Genomic DNA, 16,494 nt, shown 5'->3' with positions numbered 1-16,494 from the left:
TGCGGAAACGAGGGGCTCAGAACAGCGCGTCGTCGAAGAGGTCCTCGTCGCTCCGGGCGGCGGCGGGTGCGGCGGGCATCTCCACCACCGTGCCGAAGACCCGGGCGTGGACCTCGCGTTCGGAAACCATCGTGTAGGTCCGCGCGATCCGGCCGCCGAGGTCGGCGAGCGCCTCCTCGAGGCCGGCGGTGTCCGGCAGGACGGGGCCGATCAGGTCGCCGATGCTCGCGGCGCAGTCGGCGAGCACGTCGCCGAGTTCGGCGTTGAAGTCGAGATCGGCGATGGTGCGGCCGGCCTTGGCGGAGATGTCGGCGCTGCAATCGCGCAGGGCCGACATGTCCTCCTCCATGCGGTCGCCCGCGCGGCGGATATGGTCCAGCACTTCCTCAAGCCGGGCATCGAGGGAGCCATCGGCGGCATTGCCGGCCGCCCCGAGCTTGCCGGCATCGTCCTCCAGCGATTGCAGGGCGGCGAGGATGCGCTCGGCGGTCTCGTCGAGCTGGGCGGAAAAGCTGCGCAGCTCCGCCGTCACCACGTTGATCGCGCGCCCCTCCTCGCCGAGCTTGCTGCAGCGCAGATTGGTGTTGAGCGCCATGTAATGGATATCGGTGCGAACGAGCTGGATGGTCCTCACGCCCTTCAGCAGTTCCCGAACGGTCTCGACCGTGCTCGAACCGAGCGCATTGGCCTTGCCGGCCGCCTGCTCGATATCGCGCACCACGGCGCGCGCGGCATCGATATCGGCTTCCAGCATGCGCATGGCCCGGTCGGCGGAATGGCCGTCGCCGGCATCCATGTCGCCGTAGAGCGCCATCAGGGCATCGATATCCGCGCCGAAGCTGCGGATCGTGCCGACGACGGTCCGGCATTCGCGCTCGAAGTCGCGGGCGATCTCGACGAGCTGATCGCGCACCAGGTGACGCACCAGCGCCGTGAGCCGGCTGGCCGCCTCGCCGTCCAGCGCCGCGGAAGCGAGATATTCCTCCAGGAAGGTGAAGGCGGACTGGCAATGCTCGATGCGCTGGCGGGTGATGTCGCCGATCTGCATGGAGGAGAGCGTTGTCGCGACCTTCGTCTGCACGAGGCGCGCGGAGCTACCGACCTTGCCAGCAAGCTGCGAGAGATGGCGGCGCTGGGCGGTGAGGTCCGCCGCGTTGCGCGAGAGGTTGCCGGCAATGTCCGGCACGCTGCGGCGGAAGCGCTCCAACGCCTCCCCGCCCCCGGCGGACGCGGCATCGATCACGCCGCCGAGCGTGCCGATCCGGGCGCCGAGCGCATTGACCTCGCCCGTGCCGAAATGGATGCGCTCGAGGATCTCTTCCGCGAAGCCCGAAAAGTCCGGGATGGCGGCGCCGGTGATCTTGGCGGTGGTGGCGAAGGTGCGCAGGTAACGCAGCGTCTCCTGCATGTCCGCGATATGGGTGCCGAGCGACTTCTCCGTCACCGCGACGCCGGCAAGGCGCTGTTGACGGGTCTCCTCGATGGCCGGTAGGGCGGTGAGCTGGTCGACCGTCGCGACCAGCCGGCCGATCGTCGCCTCGGCGGCCTCGTCGTCGAGCGATTGCGACAGGTTCTCCAGCGACGCCACCAGGCGGTTGAGCACGTCGAGGACGGCGAGCAGCACGACGCCCCCGTCGAGGAAGCGCTGTTCAATGCGGGAACGGGCCCCCTCGAGACGGAAGACGAGTTCCGCCTCGGCCGTCTGCCGCTCAATGCGGACTGCGCTCGCTGTTCCTGACACGCCATACCCCACTTTCAAGAAATCTGGCCCGACCCTAGGGCGAACAAGGTAACGCGCAGTAAATTCGCATATCCTCATGGAGTAGAATCGGCCTCCAAAAGCCCGTTTTTCGCGCCACTACCCGAGGCTGCACCCATCCCAAGAATTAGGGATTTATAAATAATATCACTAATGTCTAATTATATTTATGCGTTATATTTTTCAACAAGTTATACCACTAAACTACCTTAGGGTGAGCCGGCGTATTTTTCCCTTTTCGACTACCATTAGATGAATTTGGCAACCGCGCTTTACGGTTCATTAAGCGTATCTGGGAATTCTGGCGCGGGAAATACTCCCTTCAGAAACGTTTATCGGGGCCTCCATGTCCTCCACCCTGCCCGGTGACGCGCCGTTAACCTTGCCGACGACGCTTACCATCAAGAACATATTGGCAGTTCAGGAGCTTATCCTGGACCATCTGAACAATAATCCGGCGGCGATACTTGATATCGACGAGGAGGCGCAGGTCGACCTCAGCTTCGTCCAGCTCGTCACGGCGGCGCGCAAGCATGCCGAGTCCCGTGCGGGCCGGCTTCTACTTGCGCGGCCGGCGGCGGGGGACCTTTACGACGTGCTGAAGCGCGGCGGCTTTCTCGACGAGATGACGTCGGACGCCGCGCATTTCTGGCTGCATCAGGAGAAGAATTGATGACCGCGAAAATCTTGACCGTGGACGATTCCGCCAGCATCCGGCTGACGACACGCGTCACCCTCAGCAATGCCGGCTATGCCGTGACCGAGGCGGTCGACGGGCTCGACGGCCTCAACAAGCTGAAGGAAGGTGAATACGACCTCGTGGTCACCGACCTCAACATGCCGAACATGGACGGCCTGACGATGATCCGCGAGCTGCGCAAGCTGCCCGCGCATACCGGCGTGCCGGTCATCTTCCTCACCACCGAATCCGACGGCGAACTGAAGGCGCAGGCCAAAGCCGCCGGCGCCACCGGCTGGCTCACCAAGCCGTTCGATCCGGAAAGCCTCGTCAAGATAGCTCGGAAGGTCCTCGGAAAATGAGCAACCCGGACCCGATCTCAGTCTTCCGGACAGAAGCGGCCGAACTGCTGGAACAGATCGAGTCCGGCCTTCTGGACCTGACCCGCAGCCTCGACGACCGCGACCAGATCGACGCGGTCTTCCGGGGCCTGCACACATTGAAGGGGTCGGGCGCGATGTTCGGCTTCGAGGCGCTGGCCGCCTTCACGCATCATTGCGAGACCGCCTTCGACCGCGTGCGCAAGGGCGACGTGCCGGCAACGCACGAGCTGGTCTCGGCGGTCCTTTCCGCGCAGGACCACATGCGCGCCCTGCTCGAAACGCCGAACGGCGACCATGACGTGATGAGCGCGAGCCTCCTCGACAACCTGCACCGCGCCGTCAACGGCGCGGGCTCGCCCGCCCCCGCGGCAAGCGTTACCGTCGCGACTCCGCCGGTGGCCGAAGCGTCCGGCGGCATGCGCGAATGGCGCATCCGCTTCAGCCTGCCCGTCAACGCCATGGCGAACGGCACCAATCCGCTCGGCCTGCTCGACGAGATGCGCGACCTCGGCGAATGCCGGATCGTCGCCGATGCGGCGAAGGTGCCCGAGCTTGCCGAGCTCGACCCGCGCGACATCCACCTTTCCTGGGACGTGACGCTGAAGACCGAGAAGCCGCGCAGCGACATCGAGGACGTCTTCATCTTCGTCATGGACGATATGGAGCTGGAGATCACCGAGATCGCCATCGAGCCTCCGGCCGCAACACCCGAGCCCGCCCCCCTGCCGAAGGCGGTGGTGGTGACGGAGCGCGAAGCGCCGGCCGTGCAGGCTGCCAACGATTCCAGGCAGGCGAAGTCCGCCGCCGAGAACGTCCGCGTTCCCGCCGAGCGGCTCGACGAGATGATGGACCGTGTCGGCGAGCTGGTCATCGCCCAGTCCCGCCTCACCCAGCTTGCGGGCGCGGCGGCCGACCTTGGCCTGCGGTCCGTCTCGGAAGAGATCGAGCGCCTTTCCGGCGAATTGCGCGACACGATGATGGTGCTGCGCATGATGCCGGTCGCCAGCCTCTTCAGCCGCTTCCGCCGTCTCGTGCACGACCTGTCGCGCGAGACCGGCAAGGAAATCGAGCTCATCACCGAGGGCGAGAGCACCGAGGTCGACAAGACGGTCATCGACCGGCTCGCCGATCCGCTCGTCCATCTCGTGCGCAACTCCATCGACCACGGCCTCGAAAAGCCCGAGGAGCGCATCGCCGCCGGCAAGGACGCGAAGGGCAAGGTCCTCCTCTCGGCCCACCAGACGGGCGGCGAGGTCATCATCACCATCAAGGACGACGGCCGCGGCATCAACCGCGAGCGCGTGCGCGCCAAGGCCGAGGCCTCCGGCCTGATCCAGCCGGGCCAGCCACTCTCCGACCCGGAACTGCTGCAGCTCATCTTCCAGCCGGGCTTCTCCACCGCCCAGCAAGTCACCAACCTTTCCGGCCGCGGCGTCGGCATGGACGTGGTGAAGAAGACGGTGGAAGCGCTGCGCGGGGCGATCGACATCACCAGCAAGCCGGGCGACGGCTCGGAAGTCTCGCTGCGCATCCCGCTGACGCTCGCCATCATCGACGGCCTGCTGGTACGCGTCGGAGAGGGCTGCTATGTCATCCCGCTCTCGGCGGTCGAGGAATGCCTGGAGCTCTCGCTCGAAGACGACCTGCGCTCGCGCGGGCGCTCCTTCATCTCGCTGCGCGACAGCCTCGTGCCGTTCCTGCGCCTGCGCGAGCTCTTCCGCACCGGCACCCAGCCCGATCCGCACCAGAAGGTCGTCGTCATCTCGACGGGTTCCGAGCGTGTCGGCCTCGTCGTCGACCAGATCATCGGCGACCACCAGACGGTCATCAAATCCATGTCCAAGCTGCACCATGACGTCGCCACCTTCTCGGGCGCGACCATCCTCGGGGACGGCAGCGTCGCGCTGATCCTCGACGTCACCCATCTGGTCGCGGCCGGACAGCATCAGGAGGCGCAAATGCGGGCGGCAGGATGAGCGAAGCAGCACGGAAACTCGACCACGACACGATCTGGGGCGTTGAGGAGGACCTTTCCGTCCTCACCTTCAACCTCAACGGCGAGACCTTCGCCATCGAGGCGACCGTCGTGCAGGAAATCCTCGACCTTCTGCCGGAGACCCACGTTCCCGGCAGCAAGCCCTTCGTGTCCAGCGTCATCAACTTCCGCGGCAAGGTGATCCCGCTCGCCGACATCCGCCTCGCCTTCGGCATGGACGCGACGGAAACCACCATAGACAGCCGCATCGTCGTCATCGAACTCGACCTCGACGACGAACCGACGCTGGTCGGCATCCGCACCGACAAGGTCAACGAAGTCACGACCCTTCCGAAGGTCGCCAGCGAGCCGCCGCCGAGCGTCGGCATGCGCTGGCGCGCCGACTACATCAACTGCCTCGTCAAGCGGGGCGGCGAATTCATCATCGTCCCGAATCTGCACGCGATCTTTTCCTCCCGGAAGGAACGCACCGGCAACGCGCAAGCGCCGAACTAGGCACTCAGGAGAGACCCATGCGCTTTACCATAAAACTCAAGCTGTTCCTGACATTCGGCTTCATGATCGCGGTGCTTCTCGGCACCGCGGGCTATGGCATCATGAGCCTCGGCGGTCTCAACACGACGCTCAGCGACGTGCTGAACGGCCCGGCCGAGCGCCTGAAGCTCACCCAGACGCTGAACAACCTGCAACTCCAGCAGATTCGCCAGCAGAAGAACATGCTGTCTTCCGCAAGCACCACCGAGACGAACCGCTATATCGGTCTCAGCGACGAGGCGCGCAAGGAATTCGACGCGACCTTCGGGCAGATCCTCGCCAAGGCGACGGAACAGGGCAAGGTGATGTGGGACAAGCTCTCCGCCTTCACCACCGATTTCCGCCGCAACGACGATCGCATCCGGGCGCTGGCGCTCGCCGGCGACATGGACGGCGCGACCCGCATCTCGAACACCGATGCGCGCGCCGTGACCAACGAGATCGACAAGCTGCTCGGCGAAGTCGTCAAGCTCGAGGAAAGCCGCCTGGACGAAGCCGAACTCGGCGCCCAGGCGCAATATGAAAGCACGCGGACGGTCATGATCGCAGCCGCCGCCATCGCGGTTCTGATCGCAGCGCTTGCAGCCACCTGGATCGTCCTGTCGATCAACCGCGGCCTCGGCCGCGCTGCGAGCGCCGTGCAGGCCGTCGCCGATGGCGACCTCACCCGCTTTGCCGACATCACCACGAAGGACGAGATCGGCGACATGCTCGGCCATGTCAACACGATGATCGAACGCCTGCGCGGCGTCGTCGCAGACGCGCTTTCCGCCTCCGAGAACGTCTCGTCCGGCAGCCAGGAACTCTCCTCCAGCTCCGAACAGCTCTCGCAGGGCGCGACCGAGCAGGCCTCCTCCGCCGAAGAGGCCTCGGCCTCGATGGAAGAAATGGCCGCGAACATCAAGCAGAACGCCGACAACGCCGCCCAGACCGAGAAGATCGCCCGCCAGTCCGCCAAGGACGCGGAAGCTTCCGGCGAAGCGGTCGGTCGCGCCGTCGGCGCCATGCGCACCATCGCGGAAAAGATCTCCATCGTGCAGGAAATCGCCCGCCAGACGGACCTTCTCGCCCTCAACGCCGCGGTGGAAGCCGCCCGTGCCGGCGAGCACGGCAAGGGCTTTGCCGTCGTCGCCTCGGAAGTGCGCAAGCTCGCCGAACGCAGCCAGGCGGCCGCCGCCGAGATCAGCACGCTGTCCGGCCAGACCGTCTCCGTCGCGACGGAAGCCGGCGACATGCTGAACCGGCTGGTGCCCGATATCCGCAAGACCGCCGAGTTGGTCTCCGAGATCTCCGCCGCCTGCCGCGAGCAGGATATCGGCGCCTCGCAGATCAATGAGGCGATCCAGCAGCTCGACAAGGTGACGCAGCAGAATGCCGGCGCATCGGAAGAGATGTCCGGCACCTCGGAAGAGCTCGCCGCCCAGGCTGAAGAGCTGCAGACCTCCATCGCCTTCTTCCGCGTCGACGGTGCCCGCAAGGAACCGAACCATGCCGACCGGCTGCGGGCGACCGCTGCGAAGATGGCTGCTCCCGCCGCCAAGCGACCGGCCGCGAGCCCTGCCCATCGCCCCGCGCCGGCGAGCGCCAAAGCGGCGCGCGGCAACGGCTTTTCCCTCGACATGTCGATGGGCGGCCCGGATGCCGACGACGCGGATTTCAGGGAAAGCGCCTGATCGGAACCAATGATGGCGGCGCGCCCGGCAACGGGCGCGCCGTGCAATCGACATCGGCGCATGTCAGCGCCGGCGAAAGGGCTGCCCCGGCGGCCCGCGGAAGGGTGAGTGTATCGGTCTTCACGCATGGGAGCGCCGCTTTGCGGCCGCTCCGCCCTCAACAGGCATCTGCAAGGAGAACAGGATGCGCCTTACCATCAAGCTGAAGCTGGGCCTCGCCTTCGGCTTCCTCATCGCCCTTCTTTGTATTTCGGCCGGCATCGGTATCCGCAGCCTCAGCGAAATGAACACCCTGCGCAACGACCTCATCGAAGGCCCGATTCAGCAGGACGACTATTCCAACGACCTCGCGGCCGCCTTCGACGGACTGGGCCTTGCCGAGGCCGACCTTCTGCTCGCGACGACGCTCGATCGGACGAACAAGGCGAAAGCCACCATCGCGGCCGAACGGGAGGCCTTCGAAAAAGCGCTGAACGACGGCCAGAACGACGCGACCGGCGAATTCAAGGCCAAGTGGCAGGAAATCCGCGACTTCTGGGACGACTATCTCGCCATCAACGACAGGATCGTCTCGCTGATGGCCTCCGGCCAGCGCGACATGGCGCTCGAGATCAATCAGACGGAAGGCGCCGTCGCCGCCGACAAGCTGGACGGCATGACGGCCGCTCTCGCCAACCTGACCGAACAGGCGATCAAGGATTCCGACACGGTCGCCGATGCCGGCTACGAGACGGCGTTCTACACGCTCGTCATCCTGACCCTCTCCGCCCTCGTCCTTTCCGTCGGCGCTGCCCTCTGGATCGCGCTCGGCATCAATACCGGCCTGCGCAAGATCCGGAGCGTCGCGGAAGCCGTCGCGGTCGGCGACCTCGACCAGAATGTCGAGATCAGGACCAATGACGAGATCAAGGACCTTGTCGACACGATCAACGTGATGACCGGCAACCTGCGCAACACGGCCACCATCGCCGACCAGATCGCCAATGGTGACCTGACCGTGACGCCGAAAGCCCTCTCCGACAAGGATACGCTGGGCATTTCGCTGGAAAGCATGGTGGAGCGCCTGCGCGGCGTCGTCGCCGATGCCCTTTCGGCAGCCAACAACGTCTCCTCGGGCAGCCAGGAGCTTTCGGCCAGCTCCGAGCAGCTCTCGCAGGGCGCGACCGAGCAGGCCTCCTCCGCCGAAGAGGCCTCCGCCTCGATGGAGGAGATGGCCGCGAACATCAAGCAGAACGCCGACAACGCCGCCCAGACCGAGAAGATCGCCCGCCAGTCCGCCAAGGACGCGGAAGCTTCCGGCGAAGCGGTCGGTCGCGCCGTCGGCGCCATGCGCACCATCGCGGAAAAGATCTCCATCGTGCAGGAAATCGCCCGCCAGACGGACCTTCTCGCCCTCAACGCCGCGGTGGAAGCCGCCCGTGCCGGCGAGCACGGCAAGGGCTTTGCCGTCGTCGCCTCGGAAGTGCGCAAGCTCGCCGAACGCAGCCAGGCGGCCGCCGCCGAGATCAGCACGCTCTCCGGCCAGACCGTCTCCGTCGCAACGGAAGCCGGCGACATGCTGAACCGGCTGGTGCCCGATATCCGCAAGACCGCCGAACTGGTCTCCGAGATCTCCGCCGCCTGCCGCGAGCAGGATATCGGCGCCTCGCAGATCAACGAGGCGATCCAGCAGCTCGACAAGGTGACGCAGCAGAATGCCGGTGCGTCGGAAGAGATGTCCGGCACTTCGGAGGAGCTCGCCGCCCAGGCCGAAGAGCTGCAGACCTCCATCGCCTTCTTCCGCGTCGACCGCGCGGCGGGCGTCCCGGCTTCCGCCCAGCGCCGCCCGGCGCCGGCAGCGGCACGCCCGGCCGCCAAGACCGCGGCCACTCCCACCCGCAAGTCCGACAACAGCGTCAATGCCCAGCAGGCCCGCGCCCGCGGTTTTGCCCTCGACATGTCGATGGGCGGCCCGGATGCCGACGACGCAGATTTCAGGGAAAGCGCTTGATCATGGCCGGCACGTCCTCCGAATCCCAGTACGTCACCTTCTCCCTCGACAATGAGGTCTTCGCGGTCCCCGTCTCGGTGGTCCGGGAAATCCTCGATCATGAGGAAGCCTTCAGGATCCCGCATGGGCCGGACTATCTGCTCGGGCTCCGGGACGTGCGCGGCCAGGGCGTGCCGGTCATCGATCTGCGTCTCCGTCTCGGCATGACGAAGACGGAGAGGACGCCGCACACGCGCGCGCTCGTGCTCGACGTGCCGATCGGCGAGAAGACCCTGACGCTCGGCCTCGTCGCCGACCGCGTCTACGAGGTCATTCCCTTCCGCGCGGAGGAGATCGAGGGTGCGCCGGACATCGGCGTGCGCTGGCCCTCCGACTACATTGCCGGTGTCGTGCGCCGCGATGGCGGCTTCGTCGTCATCGTCGATCTCGCCCGCCTCTTCTCCAGCGCGGAAGTGGCGATGATGGGAACGGCGAACCGCCTCGCCGCGACGGCGTAATCTCGAGGAGACGGGTGTGGGAGCAGCATTGCGGGCGCAGGCGGGCGAAGACGGCTTGAGCAGCCGGAATTTCGAGGCCCTGTCGCGATATATCTACGACTATAGCGGCATCAAGATGCCGATCACCAAGCTGACCATGCTGGAGGGCCGCCTGCGGCGACGCCTGCGGGCCACCGGCATCCCCAGCTTCAACGCCTATTGCGACTATCTCTTCAAGCATGACGGCATCGAGAAGGAAGCGATCTTCCTGATCGACGCGGTGACGACCAACAAGACGGACTTCTTCCGCGAGCCGAAGCATTTCGACTTCATGGAGCGGACCGGCCTGCCGGAACTGGTCGCGGCCGGGCACAAGCGGCTGCGCCTGTGGAGCGCCGCCTGCTCGATCGGCGCCGAGCCCTATACGATGGCGATGGTCATGCAGGATTTCGCCGATGCCACATCCGGCATCGACTACCGGATTCTCGCGACGGACCTTTCGACCGATGTGCTGGCCGCCGCCCGCCGCGGCGTCTATCCGCGCGACATGGTCCAGCCCGTGCCGGCCGAACTCCAGCGGCGCCACGTGATGATCTCGCGCGATGCCGCGCGCGGCGAGGTGCGCATCCATCCCCGCCTTCGCTCGACCATCGGCTTTGCCCGCATGAACCTCATGGACGGCGCCTACAAGGTAGGCGAGCCGATGCACATGATCTTCTGCCGCAACGTGCTGATCTATTTCGACAAGCCGACACAGGCGAAGGTGCTGACACGGCTCTGCGATTGCCTTGTCCCCGGCGGTTTCCTCTATGTGGGCCATTCCGAAACGGTCACCGGCATTCCCCTGCCGGTGCGCCAGGTCGCCAACACGGTTTTCAAGAAGATCTGATGCCCCTTCCGGCCAAGAAAATCCGCGTTCTCATCATCGACGACTCGGCGAGCGTGCGCCAGGCGCTGACCCATGTGCTGGAAGAGGACCCCGAGATCGAGGTGATGGGCGCGGCCTCCGATCCCTTCATGGCGGCAAAGAAGATCCAGGAGGAGCTGCCCGACGTCATCACGCTCGACGTGGAAATGCCGCGCATGGACGGCATCACCTTCCTGCGCAAGATCATGTCGCAGCGGCCGATCCCCGTCGTCATGTGCTCCTCGCTGACGGAAGAGGGCTCCGAGACGCTGATGCAGGCGCTGGAAGCCGGCGCCGTCGACATCATCCTCAAGCCGAAGATCGGCGCAGCCGACCATCTTGCCGAATCCGGCACGCGCATCCGCGAGGCGGTCAAGGGCGCGGCTGTCGCCCGGCTCGGCGCGAACCGGCGCAGCGCTGCGGCAAGCGGGCCCACGGCCAAGCTCACCGCCGATGCCGTGCTGCCGCCCCCCTCCGGTCGGGCCATGGCCAAGACGACAGAAATGGTGGCCTGCATCGGCGCTTCGACGGGCGGCACGGAAGCGCTGCGCGTGCTGCTCGAACAGTTGCCGGCCAATTCGCCGGGCATCGTCATCGTCCAGCACATGCCGGAAAAATTCACCGCCGCCTTCGCCAAGCGGCTGAACAGCCTTTGCGAGGTGGAGGTCAAGGAAGCGGCGCACGGCGACCCCGTGCTGCGCGGCCATGTGCTGATCGCCCCCGGCGACCGGCACTTGATGCTGGAGCGGCAGGGCGCGCGCTACCATGTCGCGGTGCGCGAGGGGCCTCTCGTCTCCCGCCACCGGCCATCCGTTGACGTGCTCTTCCGCTCGGCGGCCCGCGCCGCGGGCGCCAACGCCATGGGCGTCATCATGACCGGAATGGGCGACGACGGCGCGCGCGGCATGGCCGAGATGCACCAGGCTGGCGCCTATACGGTGGCGCAGGACGAGGCGTCCTCCATCGTCTTCGGCATGCCGAAGGAGGCCATCGCCCATGGCGGGGTCGACAGGATCCTGCCGCTCGACCAGATCGCCCGCGAAATCCTCGCGGCGGACCGGCGCAGATAGGGCATTTTCATCCACCATTAACCATGATGGGCGAAAGTGGCGAAGCACCATGCGAAGGTGCCTGCCCGAGCGATGACCGGCTCGACGAACCGATCCGTAGAAGCCCATGCCCGTCATCACCTTCGCCAATACCAAGGGCGGCGCCGGCAAGACGACGGCGGTGCTGCTGCTCGCCACCGAGCTTGCCCGCCTCGGCTTCCGCGTCTCGGTGCTCGACGCCGATCCGCAGCACTGGATCACCCGCTGGTACGAGACGTCGCAAAGCGCGCTCGGCAAGCTGACCGTGGTGCCCTACGTCACCATGAACTCGATCGACCGGCAGCTCGCCGAGGAGAAGGCGCGCGCCGATTTCGTGCTGATCGACCTGCCGGGCTCGCGCTCCTCGCTGCTCGCCAAGGCGGTCGGCCATGCCGACTATGTGCTGATCCCCGTGCAGGGGTCGGCCATGGACGCCCAGGGCGGCGCCAATGTTATCGAGCTCCTGCAATATCTCGAGGACAAGGCCGATATCCGCATCCGCCATTCCGTCGTGCTGACGCGCGTCAACTCGATGGTGACGACCCGCGCAATGAACGCCGTCAAGGGCCTGCTCGCCGCCCGGCGCGTACACCTTCTCGAAACGCCGATCATCGAACGCTCCGCTTTCCGCGACATGTTCGGCTGCGGCGGCACGCTCTATTCGATGGATGCGCGCCGCGTCAGCAATCTGGACAAGGCCCAGGAGAATGCCCGCGCGCTGGCGCTGGAAGTGCTGCAGCAGATTCCCGCCGCGCGACAGGCCGGCATTCCGGGCCTTCGCAACGTCGCCTGAGGCACCGCTTCTTTCCGGCGTCCCCGCCTTCCACGCTCCTGCACCTGCCTCTACCGACAGGATGGATGCTCGGGTCAAGCCCGAGCATGACGACGGAGATATAGGCATAATGACGGAGAGCAGGGGCACATCCGCCAAGCCCGGCCCGCCAGCGTTCGAACTGTTCTTTTGAGAAAATTCAGGTCCAGAAGCGGAAAAGCCTGCCGCGGGAGGAGGTGCGGCAGGCTTTCCGATAGAACCGAATGACGACTGGGAGGAGGAGTGTCGTCATTCCCGCAGTCGGCCCTGGGAGGAGGAGGAGTAGGCCTTCTGCATCCATCGAAGCTTCGTGGGAGGAGGTACGTTGCTTCGATAAGTGTGACTATATCCGATTCCTGATTATTTCATAGGCACCGTTTTGCAATGCAGCTATGCGTTATGCGCGTAACGTATATCTCAATTCCGTTGAATTAAGTCTCGCCGAGGTGATTCGTTCGCACATGCAAAAACGCCCGCCGGAAGGCGGGCGTTTTTGAAATCTTGCCTTGCGGCGTCGGTCAGAAGCCGACGGCGGCGCGGGCGACAGCCTTGATTTCCGAACGCTCGATGCCGAGGTCGCGCAGTTCGCGAGCGGACATGCGGTCGAGTTCGTTGACGGTCTGACGGTACTTGCGCCAATTGTTGAAGGAACGTGCCATGTTCATGATGATCCCCTTTCGTAGGGCTCTCTGTTCGGCACCGGTCCGTGGCGCCGCGTCTTTCGATGGCCGCCTTGTACCGTCATGCTGCGCTGCGGAAAAGCGCGAAGCTGGCACGTCACCCATGCAGTGGATGCATGGGTGAGTAAGGTTTCATTAACGAAGCAGCTATGCGGCGCGCGCGGCCTGCTCCTCGCGAAGGAAGGTGGTGAAGCGCTTCAGGCCCTCGCGCAGGATCGCTTCGCCATTGGCGTAGCCGATGCGAAGATAGCCTTCCATGTCCATGGCGCTGCCGGGTGTCAGCATGACGCCGGTGCGCTCCAGCAGCCTGGTGCAGAAGGCCTCGGAAGTGAGCGAGAGGTCGTATTTCAGGAGCGCGGTCGTGCCGGATTTCGGCTTCACCCAGGAAATCAGCGGCTCGCCCTCCACCCATTCGGCGAGGATGGCAAGGTTGCGCCGGGTGATCTCATGGCTGCGCGCAAGGATCTTGTCGCGGATTTCCAGCGCGATGGCCGCGAAATGGTCGTCCAGCATGCCGACGCTGATCGTGTTGTAATCGCGATGGATGGAAACCTTGTGAAGCAGCGCCTTCGGCCCGACGATCCAGCCGAGGCGGAGGCCCGCCAGCGAATAGGTCTTCGACATGCTGCCGGTGCTGATGCCCTTTTCATAAAGATCGGCGATGGAGGCCGTCATGCCCTCGCCCTCCTGGTCCGTGCCGCGATAGACCTCGTCGCAGAGGATCCAGGCGCCGCAGCCACGCGCGATCTCGACGACCTGCGAGAGGAAGTCGCGATCCATCAGCGAACCGGTCGGATTGTTGGGGTTGTTGAGGCAGATGAGCTTCGTGCCGGGCGTGGCAAGGCGGCGCAGCTCGGCAAGATCCGGCAGGAAGCCGTGCTCGGGCGTCAGCTTGAGAATGCCGACATCCGCCCCGAAGCTTTCGGGGATCGAATAGTGCTGCTGGTAGGTGGGCAGGACCGAGACGACGCGGTCGCCGGGCTCCACCAGCGTCTCGTGCACCAGCGCATTGGCGCCGATCGCGCCATGGGTGACGACGACATTCTCGATCGCCTGCTTCTCGTAAAGGCCGGCGATCTGCCCGCGCAGCCGATCGCTGCCCTCGATCGCACCGTAGGTAAGCTTCATCGGCAGCAGCTCGGACAGGATGTCGTCGCGCTTGCCGGCCATGTCGAGCAGCTCGGCGACCGTCAGCGATTCGACGCAGGTTTCCGCGAGATTGAGCTCGCAATGGTTCTCATAGCGGTTCATCCAGATCTCGACGCCGAAATCACGTATCTTCATGGCGGGGTCCTTTCGGGTTAGAAAGCGAAAAGCGGGCAGCAGCCCTTCGACACGAACGATAGAGCAGTATATTGCACAGTCAAGAACGCAGCGACGTCCTCGCCCATGTCTCGGGCAACCTGCGCCGCCTCAGGCAGGCGGCGGGTCTCAGCCAGGCGGCACTGGCGGAAGCCTCCGGCATCAGCCGCCGCATGATCGTGGCGCTCGAGGGAGGCGACGCCAATATCAGCCTCTCGAGCCTCGACAAGCTTGCCGCGGCGATGGGCGTCGGCTTCGTCGATCTCGTGCGCGATCCCGCCCGGGCGCCATCCGCCGAGATCAACGAGGTGACGTGGCGGGGAAAGCATGCCGAAAGCACCGCCGTCCTGCTCGGCTCCGCGCCGGCAACGGTGGAGGCACAGATGTGGCTCTGGTCGCTCGGCCCCGGCGAGCGCTACGAGGCGGAGCCGGACCCGGCCGGCTGGCACGAGATGGTGCTGGTGACGGAAGGCACGCTACGGCTCGAACTTTCGGGTACGGTGAAGGATTATCCGGCGGGCAGCTTTGCCGTCTACGGCACCGACCGGGCCTATGCCTATGCCAATCCCGGCGACGTGCCCGTGCGTTTCGTGCGCAACGTCATCGCCTGACCGTCAACCGGCCAGCAGCCGCCAGCCGATGCCGGCCAGCGCCGCAAGGCCGAGCGTCAGCAGCACAGACGCCTTCAGCCGGAAAAGCGCGAAGGCGGCCGCGGCCGCCAGCAGCGCCGAGGGCAGGACGATCGTCGCAAGGACGGGCAGTTCGATATGGAACGGGCCGGCGGCCAGCACAGTCACCCGGCCGAACAGCGTGTGAATGGCGAACCAGACGGCAAGGTTGAGAATGACGCCGACCACCGCGGCGGTGATCGCCGACAGGGCGCCGGAAAGGGCGGCATTCCCGCGTAGCTTCTCGATGAAGGGCGCGCCGAGGAAAATCCACAGGAAACAGGGAACGAAGGTGACCCATGTGGTGAGGATCGCGGCAAACGTCGCGGCCACCATCGGATCGAGGCTGCCGGGATCGCGATAGGCTCCGAGAAAGCCAACGAATTGCAGCACCATGATCAGCGGCCCCGGCGTCGTTTCCGCCATGCCGAGCCCGTCGAGCATCTCGCCCGGCCTCAGCCAGCCGTAGTGCTGCACGGCCTCCTGCGCGACATAGGCAAGCGCCGCATAGGCCCCGCCGAAGGTGACGACCGCCATCTTGCTGAAGAAGATGCCGATCTCGGTGAAGACATTGCCGCCGCCGGCGAAGACCGCGATGAGCGCGACCGGCCCGAGCCAGAGGCCGAGAAGCACCGCCGATATCTTCAGCGACCAGAGGAGATCGGGGCGGGCATGGGCCGGCGTCCCTTCGCCGAGAAGCGAATCGCGATCCTGCAGCACGGCTCCGTGCGCGGCCGCGTGGCCGGAGGCGGTGCGGAACAGGCGCGATCCCGACCGCGACCCGGCATAGCCGACGATGGCGGCAACGAGGATGATGAGCGGGAACGGCACCTTGAAGGCGAAGATGGCGATGAAGGCGCCGGCAGCAATGGCGATCATCGCCGGATTGACCAGCGCCCGGCTGCCGATGCGGAACACCGCCTGCACCACCACGGCCAGCACCGCCGCCTTGAGGCCGACGAACAGCCCTTCGACGACGCCGGCATCGCCGAAGATCACATAGACATAGCTGAGGGCGAGGATGGAAAGAAATCCCGGCAGGATGAAGAGAAGGCCGGCGGCCAGCCCGCCCCAGGTGCGGTGCATCAGCCAGCCGATGTAGACGGCAAGCTGCTGCGCCTCCGGCCCCGGCAGCAGCATGCAATAGTTGAGCGCATGGAGAAAACGGCTCTCGCCGATCCAGCGCTTCTCGTCGACGACGATGCGGTGCATGACCGCGATCTGCCCCGCCGGCCCGCCGAAGCTGAGCGCCGCGACCCGCGCCCACACGCGCAGCGCCTCGCCGAAGGAAACGCCGTGGCCCTGCAGCGCGTCCGAATTTGCAGGCGCGGTCATTGCCTCATCCATCGAATGTCCTCTCCCCGTCGAACCGGCCCGCTACATGGCCTCTTCTTATGACACGGATTCGACAGCCGCTCCCCACCTTCGCCATTTCAAAAAAGAGGTGGCGCCGGACTGGCATTCGGCTAGGGTCGCACCACCGGCCGGGGGCACCGCTTTCAGGGACTGTCGGAACTGGTCGCGGACGAGTCGCAGACAGGCTGCACT

At 65.6% G+C, this 16,494-nt stretch carries 15 protein-coding genes; 11 read left to right on the top strand and 4 right to left on the bottom strand.

Annotation, left to right across the window (positions count from 1 at the left end; genetic code table 11):
- Positions 1-16: 16 nt before the first annotated feature.
- On the bottom strand, positions 17-1,741 hold the full coding sequence (locus DSD28_RS00255) for a type VII secretion target (RefSeq protein WP_119254351.1): 1,725 nt from the start codon (positions 1,739-1,741) through the stop codon (positions 17-19).
- Between the two features lie 364 nt (positions 1,742-2,105).
- Here DSD28_RS00255 and DSD28_RS00250 point away from each other — a divergent pair, with 364 nt between their 5' ends.
- The 10 genes from DSD28_RS00250 to DSD28_RS00205 all read left to right on the top strand — a co-directional run bounded on the left by DSD28_RS00250 (position 2,106) and on the right by DSD28_RS00205 (position 12,278).
- Positions 2,106-2,432 carry an STAS domain-containing protein gene (locus DSD28_RS00250; RefSeq protein ID WP_162911157.1) on the top strand — a complete coding sequence of 109 codons (327 nt, stop codon included), beginning with the start codon at positions 2,106-2,108 and terminating at the stop codon, positions 2,430-2,432.
- Positions 2,432-2,800 carry a response regulator gene (locus DSD28_RS00245; protein ID WP_119254349.1) on the top strand — a complete coding sequence of 123 codons (369 nt, stop codon included), beginning with the start codon at positions 2,432-2,434 and terminating at the stop codon, positions 2,798-2,800. Before DSD28_RS00250 ends, DSD28_RS00245 begins: the two co-directional genes overlap by 1 nt.
- Positions 2,797-4,797 (top strand): chemotaxis protein CheA, encoded by a 2,001-nt coding sequence (locus DSD28_RS00240; RefSeq protein ID WP_119254348.1) that lies wholly within the window; start codon positions 2,797-2,799, stop codon positions 4,795-4,797. Before DSD28_RS00245 ends, DSD28_RS00240 begins: the two co-directional genes overlap by 4 nt.
- The gene (locus DSD28_RS00235; protein WP_119254347.1) at positions 4,794-5,312 is read left to right on the top strand and encodes a chemotaxis protein CheW; all 519 of its coding nucleotides are present in this window, start codon (positions 4,794-4,796) and stop codon (positions 5,310-5,312) included. Before DSD28_RS00240 ends, DSD28_RS00235 begins: the two co-directional genes overlap by 4 nt.
- A gap of 17 nt (positions 5,313-5,329) precedes the next feature.
- Complete coding sequence (locus DSD28_RS00230) at positions 5,330-7,024, top strand: methyl-accepting chemotaxis protein (protein ID WP_119254346.1); 1,695 nt, start codon at positions 5,330-5,332, stop codon at positions 7,022-7,024.
- A gap of 184 nt (positions 7,025-7,208) precedes the next feature.
- Positions 7,209-9,014, top strand: a complete 1,806-nt coding sequence (locus DSD28_RS00225) for a methyl-accepting chemotaxis protein (protein ID WP_119254345.1) — start codon at positions 7,209-7,211, stop codon at positions 9,012-9,014.
- A 2-nt stretch (positions 9,015-9,016) separates the two neighbouring features.
- A complete protein-coding gene (locus DSD28_RS00220) occupies positions 9,017-9,511 on the top strand; it encodes a chemotaxis protein CheW (RefSeq protein WP_119254344.1) in 495 nt (164 codons plus the stop codon).
- A 16-nt stretch (positions 9,512-9,527) separates the two neighbouring features.
- Positions 9,528-10,379 (top strand): CheR family methyltransferase, encoded by an 852-nt coding sequence (locus DSD28_RS00215; protein WP_119254343.1) that lies wholly within the window; start codon positions 9,528-9,530, stop codon positions 10,377-10,379.
- The gene (locus tag DSD28_RS00210; protein WP_119254342.1) at positions 10,379-11,467 is read left to right on the top strand and encodes a protein-glutamate methylesterase/protein-glutamine glutaminase; all 1,089 of its coding nucleotides are present in this window, start codon (positions 10,379-10,381) and stop codon (positions 11,465-11,467) included. Before DSD28_RS00215 ends, DSD28_RS00210 begins: the two co-directional genes overlap by 1 nt.
- Before the next feature lie 106 nt (positions 11,468-11,573).
- Positions 11,574-12,278 carry a ParA family protein gene (locus DSD28_RS00205; protein WP_119254341.1) on the top strand — a complete coding sequence of 235 codons (705 nt, stop codon included), beginning with the start codon at positions 11,574-11,576 and terminating at the stop codon, positions 12,276-12,278.
- A gap of 536 nt (positions 12,279-12,814) precedes the next feature.
- Here DSD28_RS00205 and DSD28_RS00200 read toward each other — a convergent pair.
- Together DSD28_RS00200 and DSD28_RS00195 are read right to left on the bottom strand one after the other, a co-directional pair.
- On the bottom strand, positions 12,815-12,961 hold the full coding sequence (locus DSD28_RS00200) for a DUF1127 domain-containing protein (RefSeq protein WP_119254340.1): 147 nt from the start codon (positions 12,959-12,961) through the stop codon (positions 12,815-12,817).
- Positions 12,962-13,123: 162 nt separating this feature from the next.
- The gene (locus DSD28_RS00195; RefSeq protein ID WP_119254339.1) at positions 13,124-14,260 is read right to left on the bottom strand and encodes an aminotransferase; all 1,137 of its coding nucleotides are present in this window, start codon (positions 14,258-14,260) and stop codon (positions 13,124-13,126) included.
- Positions 14,261-14,331: 71 nt separating this feature from the next.
- Here DSD28_RS00195 and DSD28_RS00190 point away from each other — a divergent pair, with 71 nt between their 5' ends.
- Positions 14,332-14,889: an XRE family transcriptional regulator gene (locus DSD28_RS00190; RefSeq protein WP_119254338.1), complete on the top strand. Its 558-nt coding sequence runs from the start codon at positions 14,332-14,334 to the stop codon at positions 14,887-14,889.
- 3 nt (positions 14,890-14,892) lie between these two features.
- On the opposite strand, the gene chrA is transcribed toward DSD28_RS00190, so the two are convergent.
- Positions 14,893-16,281 carry a chromate efflux transporter gene (chrA, locus tag DSD28_RS00185; RefSeq protein WP_245424695.1) on the bottom strand — a complete coding sequence of 463 codons (1,389 nt, stop codon included), beginning with the start codon at positions 16,279-16,281 and terminating at the stop codon, positions 14,893-14,895.
- Between the last annotated feature and the right edge of the window lie 213 nt (positions 16,282-16,494).

The organism is Shinella zoogloeoides (assembly GCF_003574625.1).
Taxonomy (GTDB): Bacteria; Pseudomonadota; Alphaproteobacteria; order Rhizobiales; family Rhizobiaceae; genus Shinella; species Shinella zoogloeoides_A.
The sequence above is the reverse complement of the archived record's forward strand: the minus strand, read 5'-3'. Positions and strand labels throughout refer to the sequence as shown.